Origin of the sequence: Chryseobacterium sp. Marseille-Q3244, assembly GCF_940807095.1 — a bacterium.
Lineage (GTDB): Bacteria > Bacteroidota > Bacteroidia > Flavobacteriales > Weeksellaceae > Chryseobacterium.
Genome location: NZ_CALNWX010000002.1, coordinates 272,736 through 289,709, shown reverse-complemented (window position 1 = coordinate 289,709; position 16,974 = coordinate 272,736). Strand labels below are relative to the sequence as shown.

Sequence of the window (16,974 nt, the reverse complement as noted above, 5' to 3'; positions counted from 1 at the left end):
CAAATACTACCCAACGGGTGGAGATTTTTTTCCAAACTTGCTTGACCTTTTGGCGGCGTTAAGAACACGGAAATACCTTTGCTCTTGAAATGGGACAATAGTGCATACAGGCTTCTTTGAATAAAAAAAATGTGGAAGCCGAGAAAATTGCATTAGAAGATGGTCTGTCTTGAATTGAAATAACACTTCTATTTCCCTTAATTGATAAATGTTTTTTTTAGTTAGGTGGCTTCCAAAGCCACGCTGATAGGGATTTTAAAAATGTCGAAAAGTGGAATGAGCGGAGGGACGTTTTTCAAATTTCTGTTTCAGATATAGCCGAAAGCTCTTTTACTGCGAGGGGATTAGAAAGGGTGGTAAATGTGCTTTGGGTATAAAAAATTGAGGCAAAAAAAAACAGAGCCGTTAAGCTCTGTTCAAAAAAATGTTTATGAATTTAATTAGATAGCCATTAAAAATGCTTCTTCCATTGCTTTAAATTTCGGAGTTACCAAATCCATATCCTTACTGATTTTTTGGCTGGTAATCTTCGCATAAATTTGTGTAGTAGATATATTTTTATGCCCCATCATTTTGCTAAGACTTTCGAGAGGTACGCCCTCGGTCAAAAACATTGTTCCGAAAGTATGCCTTGCCGTGTGGAAAGTTACTTTTTGCTCCGTAATAATTTCTGCATTTTCAATCAACTTAGCGACGTGCTTATTACAAGTCGCATTGGTTGGGATAGGGAATATAAACTCATTACGGGTAGTGCCGATATACTTTTCAATGATACGTTTTGGAATATCCATTAGACGAACATTGGAAGCAACGTCTGATTTCTTTCTACGGCTGATAATCCATTGATGCCCGTCAAAGAATGATTGTATATTGCTCCTTTTTAATTTCTTAATATCTGCATACGCAAGCCCTGTAAAACAACTGAAAATAAACAGGTCTTTTACAACTTCATACCGTTTGTGCGGAGGCTTACTAAGCATTAGTTTCTCAACGTCCTCTTTCAATATGTAACCTCGGTCGGTTTCCTCCATACTGATTTCGTAATCCTCAAAAGGATAATCACGTATCAGCCCTTTTTTAATCGCTAACTCCGCCAAAGCCAAAACAGGCATTGTGTACACCCAAATAGTATTATGGCTTAACTGTAAATCATAGCGGAGGTAAAAATCAAACTCACGGATAAAATCGTTATTCAATTCACGAAAAGCCATATCGTCACGATGATACCGTAACTCTATGAAGTTGGAAAGATGATTGTAAACTGTGATGTACTTATTGTAAGTACCCTCTGAACGTTCTTCCTTTTCGACCAATTTTTTAAATTGTTCGTTTTGGTCGTTGAAAACTTTTAGGATAGCATCGTCCATTACACCAACACCCAAAAAGGAGAGCTTCACTTTCTGCGAAGTGGCAAAGCCCTCGTGTTTGAGCATATCTTCATAAATCGTATCAATACGACCTCGAATGTTGTCTAATTTCTTGTTTACTTTTAATGCTTCTGCACTTTTGCCTAAAACTCTACCGAATTTTAAATCCCAATTATCAGCGTTAATTTCTAACTTTGTTCCGAAAGTTTTAGGCACTCCGTCAATGGTAATACGTGCCATAATCGGAGCATTACCATTCTTTTTTGGTTCGTTCTTTTTCAGGTAGAAAAGCAATTTAAACGTTGACCTTTTTGTCTGTTCCATAACCACAATGTTTAATGTTTAAAATTAAATTACATTGAGTTACAAGGAAACGTAAAAAGGGGTGCAAAAGACTGAAATATAATCAGTTAGATTTGGGTAGTTACCGACTGAATTGGTAACGATTTAGGAACCTAACTTTGTATTTTCCAGCCCAAAACCTATCGGACAGAGAGTTCTCAAAAAAGACTACACTTTTATAAAGCATTGTATAATAACGGGGTTAACCGTTTTGCCTATCTTTGCTTTTTATTAATCTTTTTTAGATAAAAAAATGAGTACAAATACTTTCAAAACCAAGTACGAGTAATTACAAGACACTAATAAACAACACATTAAAAATTAAAAAAAATGTATTTTCCGTATTTTTTTAAAGGCAGTATTAAAGAAAAGCTTTGAATTAAAACCTACTTCATAGAGAAATTCAAGAATTGTTACTTTGCTTTTTATAGCATCTTTTAAAATAACCATAGCATACTCGATTCAATATATATTTACAAAACTGTAAAAATAACCGACTTTAATTGTTGGTTGATAAGAACGGATCATCTCATACGCTTCACAGCAAAAAAATTCCGTTTCACTGATCTATTTTGCGGAGTCAACTTAACTTTTCCACTGATGAACTTCAATTCGTAGTATTTTTACAGGGTAAGCTTTTACCGGGAAGCTGGTATAAAAGTTAGTTTTAATTATTATTTAAGGAAACATTGGTTAAGTATCAATAAAAATCTTTTTGTGCAAATATTCCTTATAGCCATTTATGGCTAAACTATACACTTAATCATGTTTGGGTAGGGCTGGGTATTCCAGCCCTATTTTATTTTGTAATATCTACAAGCAAAACAAAGCCCTTACATTAGGTAAAGGCTCAATTATTTTTAAAATTTAAATTCATCTATCATTGGATCATTCAGTAGCATTTTCGTGCAAACGTCATGGTTCCTTGAAGCTCCCTGTACCCGCCAGATCGCTGTATATTTTTCTCCACTCCTCACCTGCTTTCCTCTGATTGATTTTAAGCCATATTCTTTAAAGAGATTTTCATATTTCTCCATTATGCCATCTTCATAGGAAAGTGTAATCTGATAAGTATACCGGGTACTGATCCTATCAATTACATTCTGAATATATTTGAACATGATTAGCAATAAAAATACAACCAGCGAACCAATTGTTGCTTCCTGATAATATCCTGCTCCTATTGTCATTCCCAGAGCCGCACATATCCATATGGTAACAGCCGTTGTAAGCCCCGAAACTCGGTTATCTTCCTTAAAAATCACTCCTGCTCCCACAAAACCTATTCCGGTGATAATATTGGCAGCAATACGATCCGGACTCCCCGTCTCACCAAGGTTCATAGAAAGCATTGTAAAGATACAGGACCCCAAGGTTACCAATATCATGGTACGAAGCCCTGCCGACTTCAATTGATATTCTCTTTCAATCCCGATAATACCTCCTACAATTACAGAGAAAAGAATGGGAAGTACATCATCCAGTATATTCATTGTTCAGTTTTTTTTATCATTAAATGTATTTTATTTTTTTCAATTGAGAAAGGAATATTCTGAACAAAAAAACCGTTGTACAACGACAACGGTTTCATTTATTTTAAATAAAAGAATCTATTTAAGCTTATAAGAACTTCCGTTCCAAAGATAAGTTTTAGAAGAACGTTTTTTCTTCTCCCGATCCTTATCATCAGTTTCCATATCTTCTATTTTCAGGATAAATGCATTAGGTATTCCTCCTTTATCATTAGGAAAAACATATTCTTCACTATGATAGTAAGCTCCGGCATCTCCTATATTCATCAACTGTGGAAGGGCAATAAGTTTCTTATCTTTATAAAGAACGTATTGGTCATAAGTTCCTATGCCACATGCTTCTCCTGACACCATTGCCTTTAATGTAAATTCTACCTCATGCAACTTATGATTGCTTTCAATACTAAAAGAAGCTGTACTCAACTCTTCCCCTTTTCCCGTATCAAAATACACCTCATCAATCAGCGTATTGCCTTCCATTACTTTTATTCCTGCAATATTCTGCTTATTGGGTTCATTCAAGTCCTTAATTTTCCTATCTACAGTCTTGGAAAGACCAAAAAGGAAGTCATAGCCGTTTTTATTACGGTACCCTATGCATAAATTACCTCCCCAAACATACCCTTCAGAAGTAACATCTCCTTTTTGGTAAGAAATCTTATACCAATTAGCTCTTCTTTCTCCGAGTTGTAAAACCGGTACCGCTTCTTCTTTTTTAAGGATCATAACCTGCTGATTGCTCTGCAATGAATCCAACATCTGAGCATTAACATCTGGTTCTTTTCTGACTCTTGTCCAATCTGTAAAGATCTTGTGATTCTTGTTTTCAGTAAAATTAAAAACACCATCTGCATATACTCCATTTTCCTGAGCTACAAAAAGTTGTATCATCAGTAAAAATAAAGCGGTCCATAAAGTTTTCATGTTTGTTATTTCGTTTTTTTATTTTTCAAGCAGTAAGCTTACCCATTCTTCTCTCTGTAGCTGTTTTTTTAAGGTAAGACTACTTTCTTTGCACACTTCAAGAATATCATCTACATCAAAGAAACAAAGTCCTGAAAGCAATAATTTTCCACCTTCATTCAACACAGACACATATGTTGGAATATGTGAGATCAGAATATTTCTGTTGATGTTGGCTAAAATGATGTCGAAATTTTCGTTTCCTAGATTATCTGCTGTTCCCTGCTCAATTTCCAATTCAACGTTATTTCTTGTTGCATTTTCTTTTGAATTTTCTACAGACCATTCATCAATATCGATGGCTTTTGTATCTCCGGCTCCTTGTTGTTTAGCGTAAATAGCCAATACAGAAGTTCCACATCCCATATCCAACACTTTCTTTCCATTGAAATCAATATCCATCATTTGCTGGATCATCAGGTGGGTAGTAGGATGATGCCCTGTTCCGAATGACATTTTAGGCTGAATAATGATCTCGTGCATTCCCGGTACAGACTCATGGAATTCTGCTCTGATGAGTACTTTATCATCAATATTGATGGGTGAAAAGTTCTTTTCCCACTCTTCATTCCAGTTGATGTTCGGCATTTCTTCAAAAGAGTACTCGATTTTTACATTTTCATTTTCAAAGATCGGAAGTGCTTTAAGCTGATCTTCATTAAATAAATCGGTCTGGATATATCCTAAAATTCCGTGAATTTCTTCTGTAAAGCTGTCAAAACCTATTTCAATAAGCTCTGCCATTAATATCTCGTTCCAAGGTTGCAATGGAGAAATCTTGAAATTGAATTCTAAATAATTTTGCATGTGAATAATTTGCTGCAAAAATACTAATGTTATTACGGTTAAAAAAATGGAAAGGGTAAGTTTTGGGTAAAGCTGAAAGATTTTGGGTTACGTTTATTGGAATAAGGCTTTCTTCTCTTGATTTTTTATCTCTTGCAGATTGTGCTGATGACGAAGATAAAAAGGGGCATGTTTTTATTTAGGTTTTGGCTAAAGCCATTGGAATTTGACATTATAAAGAAAGCGGACTTAAGTCCGCTTCTATTGAATTTCTTTGTGTATAATTTAAAATTGGATAGAATTGTTTTATGACAACTTTAACCCCTTGAATTTTAAACTTTACTTCTTATGGATTGGTAGAGAAAATAGAACCATTAGCAATTAGCGCTCTTCTGTTCATTTTCAGGATATCTCTTACCCATTCTGCGAAATCTTCAGGCTGTAATACTTTGTCAGGATTTCCGTCTGTAAGTCCGCCCTGGATACTCATGTCAGAAGCAATCGTACTTGGCGTCAATGTGATTACACGGATGTTTTGTTTTCTCCATTCTGCCATCATTGATTGAGATAAAGAAACAACAGCTGCTTTTGAAGCGGCATAGGCAGACATATTTGGACCTCCTTTTAATCCTGCAGTAGAAGCAACATTCACGATATCTCCTTCTCCTTTAGCTTTCATAAATGGATGAACTGCTTTAGCAGCATAGTACACTCCAAATAAATTAGTTTTAATCACCTGCTCCCAAGTTTCAGACGGCATCTCTTCAATAGTTCCGAAATCTCCGATTCCCGCATTGTTCACAAGGATATCTACTCCGCCTAGTTTTTCAGCTAAAGTTTCAATTCCTGCTTTTACCGCTGCTTCATCATCAATAGAGAATATTGCATATGCAGAGTTTACTCCTAGTTTTTGGATTTCGTCAACTGTATTTTTAAGATTTTCTTCATTTCTTCCTGTAATGGCAACGTTCACTCCTTCATTCGCCAAAGCCAGTGCTACAGCTTTTCCTAGTCCTCTTCCACCACCTGTTACGATGGCATTTTTTCCATTTATATTCATAGTGTAATACTTTTCGTAAGACAAAGTTACGAAAGAACATTTTTATGGAATGGAAAGAAAGGAGATTTAATAGTTTTTTAATGGTTTTCAGAGGAATATTGAAAACTTAGGTTTTACTAAAGGCAAAAAAGTCTAAAACACATAAGCAAAATAGAAGTTATTATGACACTTAAGTTTTATAAAATCATAGATTTTATCTTATGTGAACTTTTATCCAAAATTGTACAAATCTTTACTATTCTAAAACAGCAAAATAATCTTTTGGGACTTTTGTGGTTTAAACTCTTCAACATAAACCCAAAATAAAACCGGCTCATAGAGAACCGGTTTATAAATCTAAAAAAATTATAGTAAAAAAATGAAAAGGCTTAAGGAATCTGGATGGCATTCTGTACTTCAAATTCTTCTGAAGCTGAGAATTGATTTCCATACATGTCTACGGCTCTCACCTCAACTTTATGTTTTCCTAAGGCTAATTTTTTAGGAAAATCTGCTTCCCAGATATGTTTTGACATTTCAGGATTGGAAGGTCTTCTTCCCTGTAGAATTTTCTCTGTAGTATCCCATTTAAAAACGGAAAGAGCAAAATTTGGATCTATAGTTTCATCATATTCCATTTCTTCCCATTTGCCATTGTCTATTCTGTATTCCACTTTGTCTTTTTTGCTTCCCATGAAAAAGTTAGCCAACACTTTTGCAGAAGTTTTTGACGGGAACGGAATTACTTTCGGAACATACAATTTGATCTGATAATCATCCGGTTTTCCGGCGGTCTTATATTTTACTTTGTATTGATTATCACTGAAACTGATAAATGAATAGCCTTTTGCAGTTCCGTCTCTCATGGTTGAAGTAGGAAGCCCAGCTTCATCAGCCGTTCCGGAATACCAATCTCCGCAAGTGGTTCCTACGTTATACTCATGCAGTTCTTTGGTCCCGTTCCAACCTGCTTTTTTTCCGTAGAAAATTTGTTGCTGAATATGAGTATGAGCTGACAAAAGCAATACATTCTGAAAAGGATTCAGGAAATCGAATAATTTCTGACGGTCTGCATTTCTGAAACTATCTTCGTTATTATGCTCCAGCGGAATATGGAAAGACACTACGATCAATTTGTTTTTATCTACCAATTTTAAATCGTTTTCGATGAACTGAAGCTGATCTTCACGGAAGCCACCCCAATATCCTTTTCCGTCTCTTGGATCAGGATACAGAATATCATCTAAAATAATGAAGTGTACATTTCCGTAGTTGAATGAGTAATTGGCAGGGCCAAAATTGGATTCAAAAGTTTCATCTGAAAATTGATCTTCTTTAGCATCATAGTTCATGTCATGGTTCCCCATTACATTATACCAAGGCAATCCTACTTCCTTCATTACATCAGCATAAGGTTTCTGCAGGCTAAGGTTATCTCCTACCAAATCTCCTAAACTGATTCCTAATACCGCATTCTTTTTGGTATTTTTCACCTCGTTTACGATTCCTCTTTTAAAATAATCCAATTCTTTTTCTGTATAAGGCTGTGGATCTCCAAAAACCAGAATATCAAAGTTTTTGTTTTCATTCTGTTTGTAAAGTGGGAAATTCAATTCTTTAGGAAGTTCACCTGTTGGAGCAACACCTTTATATTTAAAATCTGCCGGAGAACCTTTGGGTTTGTGATGGTAATAGAACTGTGGCAGATTATTGCTGTTTAAAGCAGTTTGATATCCTGATGGTTTGATAACAAAAATTGTCTGATCTTCCTGAACTGGCAGACTGTAACGTCCATTTTTATCGGTTAATACCACCTGAATACCATTGGAAACTGCTACTCCTTCAATTCCTTTTTCGCGGTTTTCTTTCTTTTGGTTCTTGTTACTGTCTTCATATACATATCCTGAAACAGAAGACTGGGAAAAAGCCATTGCTGATACCAGCATGCATGGCATTAAAAGTTTTATATTGATACTCATTTTTTATTTTTTTATTGGTTATACTTATTTACTCCACCAAACTTTTACATTGATATCATCGCCTCCCATCTGCTGAACTGCAGCCTGGTAGTTATCTTTATTCAGTACTCTGGTATTCGTTGGGTACATTAATCGCTGAGGAAGATTTCCACCATTAAGAAGACCTCCGTTATTAGGAAGCTCTGGGAAACCTGTTCTCCTTTTTTCAAACCATTGCTGCTGATCTACAAAGAATAAAGCGACATATTTCTGAAGCATAATTTTCTTCATATCTCCAGTTCCAAATGCTACCACCGGATTATCAAAGTAGTTGGCCGGAACTACAGCTCCCCATTGTTCAATAGCCGCTTTTACTCCGTTTTCATAATAGGTTTTTGCACTTCCTTGTATCACTCCTTTGAATGCTAATTCAGATAATGTAAACTGAAGTTCTGCATAAGGATACACTAAAATTTTCAATGGTGCTTTTGCCAGGTTTTGATTAAGATTGGATGGCTGGTAATTAAATACAGTTCCAAATTTATATCCTGATGGTGCTCCTAAATATCCTATATTATTATTGTTTGGATCTTTTGCCTGCGAAAAGAACATAGCCATACGAGGATCATTATTAGCTTTCAGCGTTTCTACAAAAAATTCTGAAGCAGCTCTACCTGTAGTAAAATCCTGAGGTCTTGCAATAGGCGTCATTAAAGGAAAAATCCCTGTTATATCTACTTTTACCCCATCTGCATTACTTTGAAAAATAGGATATGTTGTTGGATTGCTAATAATCTCCTGAATTCTTGCCTTCACGTTCACTTCTCCATCCTTACTCAAGATTCTGATCAACAATCTCAAAGAAAGAGAATTACAGAATTTTTTCCAGCCTAGAATTCCGTTGGCAGCATCTGTATCTGCTTTAAAGAACAAATCTCCCCCGGTAAGTGCTTTATTAGCAACAAAAAGAGAGTTTGCTGTTTTTAAATCATCCAATAACTTGATATAAATATCCTTTTGTCTGTCAAATTTCGGATACATGATTTTGTCATCCAGCTGTGAAGCTTCAGAAAAGGGAATATCTCCATAGGTATCCGTAAGATTAGAGTAAATCCAGGCATTCAGTACCATCGAAATAGCCTGGTAGTTTTTATCACCTTCAGAAATGGCTGCCTTCTTAAGATCATCCACCTGTTTAAGCCATCGGTAAGAATTGTCCCAGAAACCGTTTCCAGTTTTTTCTGTTAAATAGTAACGGCTCAATGAATTTCCTTCATTGGGAAAATCTAAAGAAACCTGCATAAGATCAAAGGTTAGATCATTAGCTCTATTGTACCCTACTGCAGACATATTGTACTGAATAGGAACCAGCAAGGCACTGGCAACCGGTACATTAATTCTACTTGTATCTTTATTGATCTCATCAAGACTTCTGTCACACGAAACAGTACTGCCCATAAGAGCAAGAAATGAAGATATATAGATTAACTTTTTCATTTTTTTTGATTTTAAAATTTAACATTTAACTGGAAACCAATAGTTCTTGCCTGAGGTAACTGCCCCATCTCAACTCCCGGGGTAATGGTAGAATCATCCAAAGTAGCCGCTTCCGGATCGAATAAAGGGAACTTTGTCCACATCCAAAGATTTCTTCCGAATACAGCAAGGGTAATATCTGTAAGCTTTAAAGGCTCAACAATTGATTTCGGGAAAGAATAAGAGATTCTTGCATCTCTCAACTTAAGGAATGAAGTATCAAATGAATTGGTTTCCACGTTTGCTCTTCTGTAGTAATCTCCATAATAAGTAGCAACAGGAATCCCTTTTGTATTAGGTGAAAAGCTTCCATCAGGATTCTGAACCACTCCCTGGCCAACGATTAAACCACCCGGGTTATCTCTTCCCACAAGGGTATGGGTAAGTTTCCCCTGTTCAGACATCTTGTGATGGGAGTGAGAGTAAGCAATTCCTTTGTACTGACCGTCAAAAGAGAAACTCACTGTAATATTTTTGTATTTGAATTCATTCTGAAGACCTGCCCTCCACTTCGGATAAGCATTTCCTATTTTTTTCATTTCGGTAGACTTCGCGGTTAAACCATCTTTTGCATCATAGATAACCTGACCGTCCGGTGAATACAATAACCCTGCACCATACATATCTCCCAGAGAACCGCCCACTATAGCATCATAGAACACTACACCTCCTATACTTCCCATGGTATAAGGTTTTCCGTTATATTCTTCCGGAAGGGAAAGGATCTTGTTTCGGTTCATAGACCAGTTTGCACTTACATTCCATGAGAAGTTTTTGTTCTTGATTGGATAAGCATTTAAAGTCATTTCAATTCCTCTGTTTCTCAATTCACCAGCATTGATAATTCTTTTATTATATCCTGTTTCATACAACATTGGAATAATGATAGACTGATCTTTAGAGTTATTCTGATACGCTGTAAAATTGAAAGTCAACCTGTTTTTAAGAAGAGTAAAGTCCATACCTCCTTCAATATTGGTAATCATTTCCGGTTTCAGGTTTGGATTTGGATATAGCAGCGGAGATTCTACAGACCCAACGAAACCGCTATTTTCATAATACTTGTCCAGCATATAAGTATAAGTATCGTTCCCTACTTTAGACCATGATAATCTTAGTTTCCAGAAGTTTAAATTATCTGATTTTAGCTTAAAAATATCAGATAATATAAAAGATGATGATACAGAAGGATAAAAATATGATCTGTTATGAGCAGGAAGTGTACTGCTCCAATCATTTCTGGCTGTAACATCCAGGAAAATCATGTCTTTATAGCTGAAGTTAGCCAATGCATATGCACTGTTTACCTGATTATCATTAGGCTTTGGCAATTTGTATTCTACCTGTAGAGCATTAGAAAGCTGGTAAAGCCCTGCTTTGTTAAGTCCGTTTCCTCTGTAATCATTCATGGTATATTCATGATACCTGATATTTCCTCCAGCTGAAGCTGTTATCCCAATGTTACCGAATTTATTTTTATAGGTGAATAAAACATCATTATTCAGATCCATGTATCGGATGTACTGTTCCCTGTAATATCCTTTCGCATAGTTGGCAGAGCTCCATGGTCTTCTTTGGGTACGGAGTTCATTATTCCATTCCAAACCTGTTTTATAGGCTACATCCAGGTTTTTTGCCAATTGATAGCTGACATTAATATTCCCGGTAATTGTTTTCTTATTGGTTCCGTTCAGGTTTTCATAGGCAATCAGATAAGGATTGTCGATATAAGAGCTGAAAGGGTGAATCTGATCTACCTGATCCTGTCCTTTCTTCCAGATAGGTCTGTACCAGGCAAGATCTACGTTTGGATTCTGGAAAATCATGAAATAAGAAATCGACTGGTTGTTATATCCCGTTGCAGGAAGGTTATCACTTTTCGTCTGGCTAAAGTTAATCTTAGTTCCTATTTTCAGTCTGCTGCTTAGTTTATGGTCTAAGGATAAAGCCACGTTGAATCTGTCCATGCCTGTATTAGGCATCATCCATTCATTTTTCAGATAACTGAGTGATGTCCTGAAAGCTGTAGTTTCATTGGAATGTTCTACAGATAAGCTATTTGAATAATTAGATCCTACCTGCCAAAAATCTTTAATATTATTTTTATAAGGTCTCCAAAGCTGTCTTTCTAAACTTTGACCTTCTCGGTTGGGATCATATTGAAAATAATATTGTCCGTCAAACTTCGGTCCGAAAGCACTACTGGTAGAACCTGTATTCACCCCATCAGGAGATGGATTATAAGAGTAATAATAATTCCCGTTTTTATCTCTCTGCTGAGTTCCCTGCCCGTATTCATATTGATAATCCGGCCATTTCAATACGGAATCATAACTTGAATAAGAATTGAAGGCAACCTGAACCCTTCCTTTTTTACTTTTTCCGGATTTGGTCGTAATCATAATGGCTCCTCTTGAGCCTCTTGAACCGTATAAGGCTGATGCTGTAGGTCCTTTAAGGATAGAGATAGATTCAATATCATCAGGATTAATGCTATTAAAACTGTCTCCGTAATCAATAGGTAAATCCCCTCCTGAACCTGCTCCATAAGCCGCTGTGCCGGTTCCTGTTTTTTTTCCACTCAAAGGAACGCCGTCCACCACAATTAAAGCATCATTATTCCCCATATTCATAGAAATATCTCCACGAAGGGTGATACGGCTTGTACCCAAAGGTCCGGCTCCGGCGGTCTGAATCTTTAATCCAGCTACTTTCCCTTCTAACGCCTGTGCCCAGTTATTATTTTGGGTTCTTAGAATTTCTTCTGAGGTAACTGTCTGGGTAGAATACCCTAAAGACTTATCATGCCTTTTAATTCCCAAAGCGGTCACAACTACTTCGTCAAGTCCTTTAATAGTGTCTTTTTTAGCTTTTTGCTGAGCGGTCAGATTGGCGCTGAATAATCCTAACAGCGACAAAACCAACAACTTTTGTGTCTCTTTACGCATTTCCTTTTTGTTTGCGCAAAATTAAAACGACATTATGAGTATGATTTTAACAACATTTTAACGTTTATTAAATGTTCATTGAATAATATATTAAGTATTTCTTAACAATATTAGGCAAAACCCTAACTCACAACCACTTAATAAATTAAGAATTTTTAACACTATTTTCAATTTCCGCTTATTTGTGTATCTTTATTGTCTTGCCCTGAGATAATATAAGATCAAACAATTGAATACATTGATTTTATGATCCTTACAAATAAGAACTTTTATACAACAAAAGCCTGCCCTTGAAAGGACAGACTTTAGAAAATTATGGGTTGTTATTTTGCTTACTGTTATTTATTTTTCAGCTGCTCAGGAATGTTTGTTGTTACAAAACCGATTCCCTGCTTTTTCAATTCATCATATACAGCAATATCGTTTACTGTCCATGAATTGGTGATAAGTCCTAACGTTTTTGCTTCAGCAATCCATGTTGGATTTTTCTGGAAAACACTGTAGTGATAATCCATCCCGTCAAGACCTTCTTTTTTGATCTGCTCCGGTGACAATTCTCCATTCAGATACTGAACTTTAAATGATGGTGCCAGTTTTTTGATCTCTTTACAGATATTCAGACTGAAAGAAATAAATTCACTTTGAGATTCCAGCTTCATATCCTTAATCATCTTGATTGTCTTTTGTGTGATCTCATTTTCAATCTCAGGCGTTTTAGCCGGTTTGATCTCTACAATCAGTTTTACGGAAGTATCTTTTTTCCCTTGCTTTAAATAATCCTTTAAAGTTGGAAACTTCTCCCCGTTTGATAATTTTAAAGCTTCTAATTCTTTGAATGATGTTTCAGAGATTTCCATTTTACCGTGATGCTCATCATGATTGATGACCAATACTCCGTCTTTTGTCATTCTCACATCAAATTCGGAACCGTAAACTTTTAATTTCTGTGCATTTTCTAACGATGTAATAGAATTTTCCGTTGTAGAAGGCTGAGCCTGGAAATATCCTCTATGGGCAATGATCTGGGTTTGTGCTTTCATTAAAACTGTACTTAAAACTGCTAACCCTAAGATAAAATTTTTCATAATATAATTTAGATAATTAAAACAAAGTCCTGAAACTTTTGATAAAGGTAATTATTATAGGACTTATTGAGAAATATAAAACCACAAAAGAAAGGTCTTAATCTTGTATTTTTAGAATACCTTTCTTAAAAATCCTGTCTTTTGTGGCAACCAACTATTATTTTATAATTTCTTAAAAACTATACTTCGCTCCAATCTGAATCTGATATGGATTTCCTGACAAAGGTGCTAATCCGTTACCACTCACATTTTTTGTATATTCAAATCTTTTGGTAACCGGATCAAAGCTTTTAATTTTGTACATAGAGGTATTTCCATAGGATTCATTGACACCCCATTCTTTATTAAGCAGGTTGGCAACATTGAAAATGTCTACAGAAAGTTCAAATGCACCAATTTTATCAAATTTTATTTTCTTGGCTATACGCAGATCCCAAACTCCATAGAATCCGTTCTTACCGCCGTTACGTTCTGCAATTTTACCATTGTATTCACTCACATAATCTTTCAATGCTTTTCCTACATTAGGATCATCAATAATAGATTGGGCAATATTCGGGAAGATATAAGCAAGATCATTGCTATCTACAAAATCTCCATTAATATTTCCTCCTGCTGTCATAGAGAAACGTGTTCCTCCAATTCCTGAATACCTGATTCCTAGTGTAAATCCTGCAACAGTAGGTGAGTTACCATAAATAACCACTTTATTACGGAACTGGTTATCTGAATATGTCATTCTCAAATCTCTAGGATCTCCCTGAACCATTGTAGATAGCGTTGCAGAATTCGCTACGTTTCCGTTGTATGATGTATTGTCTTTAATATCAGACCAGGTATAACTTGCTGTAATTTCCCCATCTTTCCAATAACGATAACTGGTATCTACTACAAATGAAAACTGATTGACTTTACCATCACTCACCAGCTCCAATACTCTACCGAAATTATTGTTGATTCTTCCTTTTTTCCAGTCAATTTTTGCGCCGTCTATTGCAGAGGTAGGAACATACACTCCTCTTCCTCCTTCATTATCCAATGTAAAGAATGGATTAGCTACCATGTTTCTGTCGTAGTAATAGTAGTTATTTCTACCCAAAGCCATATAGGCTGCCAATCCTGCTCTGAATCTATCATTAAAGAAGTGGGTATAAGAGATGTTCGCTTTGTAAACAATTGGGATTTTAGCATCTTTCCCGGTATAGTTGATGGTTGGAACCTGATCCTTAGCAAGCGTAGGAACAGAGGCGTAATTATTTCTATAACTGTTAAAATCCGGTGTCAGTCCAGCCGTTGCAGGATCTACATCTACTGTAGCCAGATGTTTTCCGTCAAATACCAGATTATTGATAATCATATAATTGTTGATATCTGAAGAGAATACCCCTGCTCCGAATTTTAAGAAGTCTTTATTCTGCTCATTGATATTCCATTCAAACTGAAATCTTGGCTGAATGACGAAAGATTTGATTTTATTATCCGTTCTGATCCCCATTTCATCAAGCAATTTTTGATTGAGTTCTGCTTTTGGATACCCTCCATAATCTAATCTCAAACCAGCCATCAAATCTAAACCTTTTGCAATTTTAGTCTGGAATTGTCCGTAAACACCGATATTCCAGATATTAGACCTTACTGACGGATCATCCATTAAAGGGACTTCTCTATAAAATCTGTAAGGTTTAAGATTATCAAAATTATCAAGACTGCTTATTTTTTTATCCGGATCATCCTTAAAATGGAATCTTCCGTTGACCTCACTTCCGTAAACAGATTTTGAAGTGGTATACATTAAATCAGCACCGAAAGTATATTTTACTTTATCCGTATTGTAGTATAAGTTATCTACAATCTGAAACACATTATTTCTGAAGCTTTCCTGGGCAAAACGATGTCCACCGATCTGGATATTCGTAGATCCTGCACTTGATGCTACTCCTTCAACAATCGCTCTTGGTACAGGTCTTCCTAATTCATCATTCTGATAACTATCCTGGAAAGTATATAAATACTGAGCCTTTAATTCATTAGTTAAATTAGGCTTTAAATTTGATCTTAAAGTCAATAATAAACTGTTGTCAAGGTTTTTATCATTCCCATAAGATTCAAAGAAATTGATACTGGTATTATCACCAAGTCCATTTTTATTCAGGTCGTAAGTAAAATTGTTTCTTAAAGTCAACAAATGCTTCTCATTAATCTGCCAGTCTAAACGTAGAAACGCAGCATCAGAGTTTCTTACTTTGTCAAAGCTTCCGAACTGTGGAGTATTTCCCACTCCATATTTAGCCCTTGCAATGTCTAAAAATTTATTAAGCGTTTCTGTTGTGGTGTTGAATCTCTTTTCATCATCTTTAGACCTGATATCTGCAATAATCAAAGGTCTTGAATCCAGCTGGTGATCCCATGCTGCAAAGAAGTGAAGTTTATTTTTGATAATCGGTCCCCCTAAAGAGAATCCGAACTGAGAAGTAGAAAAATCATTCTGTCTTTTATTTCCTCTGATGTCATAGGGACTAGAAAGCCAGTTAGTTCTTAGGTATTCCCAGGCACTTCCGGAAAATTTATTCGTACCGGATTTGGTAACGGCACTTACCGTTCCACCACCACTTCTCCCCAAGGTCACATCGTATTGGTTGGTGGTAATTTTAAATTCACGTACAGCTTCAATGGAGATAGAGAAAGGGGCACCACTTCGGCTGGTAGTAGATCCTGCAGAAGTTGGGTTTTTAGCTGTCATTCCATCAATGGTAAAGTTGGTAGAAGATCCCAGCTGCCCGGAAAGGTTTCCTCCTTTTCCACTTAAAGGAGATAACTCTGTAAGATTGGTAAAGTTTCGTCCGTTTACTGGCAAGATACCGATGTTCTTCGCAGAAATAGCTGTAGCAGCTCCCAGGTTTCCGATTTTGTTTTTCAGGTTTCCGGTAATCTTTACTTCTTCAATATGTTTTTCATTACCCAAATCCATGTTCACCGTTACCTGATCTCCGAAGTTGACATTGTAACCTTCTCTTTTATCATCATTTACGATCACCGTATAAGGCCCTCCCAAAGGAATTTCTTTAAAGATATACTCTCCTTTTGAGTTCGTTTCCGTTTCCGTCCTGAAACCTGTGGATTCATTAACGATGGTTACTTTCACTTTTTCCTGAGCCGCACTTCCCGGCCCGGTCACTTTTCCTACGATGGATGCCTGCGTAGTCTGTGCATACGCTATAGTTCCAAGTCCTAAAAACAATAACCCCAGTACAATCTTTACTTTTCTCATGTCTTCAAATTAGATGTGCAAAGGTATTTTTACTTTGAGAGGCATCTGTTTAAGGGAGTTTTAACATTTTTTTAATTAAACTGAAACGATATGTTAAATTACTTTAAACATCTGTTTTATTTTCTACAGAGCCAGTTGGTTAAAGCATGT

General features: G+C 36.0%; 10 protein-coding genes. All 10 read right to left on the bottom strand.

The window, feature by feature from the left end; translation table 11 throughout:
• Positions 1–440: 440 nt before the first annotated feature.
• The 10 genes from NBX25_RS04375 to NBX25_RS04330 all read right to left on the bottom strand — a co-directional run bounded on the left by NBX25_RS04375 (position 441) and on the right by NBX25_RS04330 (position 16,824).
• Positions 441–1,691: a site-specific integrase gene (locus NBX25_RS04375; protein ID WP_002979474.1), complete on the bottom strand. Its 1,251-nt coding sequence runs from the start codon at positions 1,689–1,691 to the stop codon at positions 441–443.
• Between the two features lie 878 nt (positions 1,692–2,569).
• A complete protein-coding gene (locus NBX25_RS04370) occupies positions 2,570–3,202 on the bottom strand; it encodes an MgtC/SapB family protein (protein ID WP_250252962.1) in 633 nt (210 codons plus the stop codon).
• Positions 3,203–3,319: 117 nt separating this feature from the next.
• Positions 3,320–4,165 carry an SH3 domain-containing protein gene (locus NBX25_RS04365; protein WP_250252961.1) on the bottom strand — a complete coding sequence of 282 codons (846 nt, stop codon included), beginning with the start codon at positions 4,163–4,165 and terminating at the stop codon, positions 3,320–3,322.
• An 18-nt stretch (positions 4,166–4,183) separates the two neighbouring features.
• Positions 4,184–5,011: a 50S ribosomal protein L11 methyltransferase gene (gene prmA / locus NBX25_RS04360; RefSeq protein WP_250252960.1), complete on the bottom strand. Its 828-nt coding sequence runs from the start codon at positions 5,009–5,011 to the stop codon at positions 4,184–4,186.
• Positions 5,012–5,336: 325 nt separating this feature from the next.
• On the bottom strand, positions 5,337–6,050 hold the full coding sequence (locus tag NBX25_RS04355) for a 3-ketoacyl-ACP reductase (protein ID WP_123859363.1): 714 nt from the start codon (positions 6,048–6,050) through the stop codon (positions 5,337–5,339).
• A gap of 368 nt (positions 6,051–6,418) precedes the next feature.
• Entirely contained in the window at positions 6,419–7,984 is a 1,566-nt protein-coding gene (locus NBX25_RS04350; RefSeq protein WP_250253066.1) for a calcineurin-like phosphoesterase C-terminal domain-containing protein, read from the bottom strand.
• Between the two features lie 48 nt (positions 7,985–8,032).
• On the bottom strand, positions 8,033–9,484 hold the full coding sequence (locus NBX25_RS04345) for a SusD/RagB family nutrient-binding outer membrane lipoprotein (protein WP_123908696.1): 1,452 nt from the start codon (positions 9,482–9,484) through the stop codon (positions 8,033–8,035).
• A gap of 11 nt (positions 9,485–9,495) precedes the next feature.
• Complete coding sequence (locus NBX25_RS04340) at positions 9,496–12,471, bottom strand: SusC/RagA family TonB-linked outer membrane protein (protein WP_250252959.1); 2,976 nt, start codon at positions 12,469–12,471, stop codon at positions 9,496–9,498.
• A gap of 338 nt (positions 12,472–12,809) precedes the next feature.
• A complete protein-coding gene (locus NBX25_RS04335; RefSeq protein WP_250252958.1) occupies positions 12,810–13,556 on the bottom strand; it encodes a glycerophosphodiester phosphodiesterase family protein in 747 nt (248 codons plus the stop codon).
• 172 nt (positions 13,557–13,728) lie between these two features.
• Positions 13,729–16,824 (bottom strand): TonB-dependent receptor, encoded by a 3,096-nt coding sequence (locus tag NBX25_RS04330; protein ID WP_250252957.1) that lies wholly within the window; start codon positions 16,822–16,824, stop codon positions 13,729–13,731.
• Between the last annotated feature and the right edge of the window lie 150 nt (positions 16,825–16,974).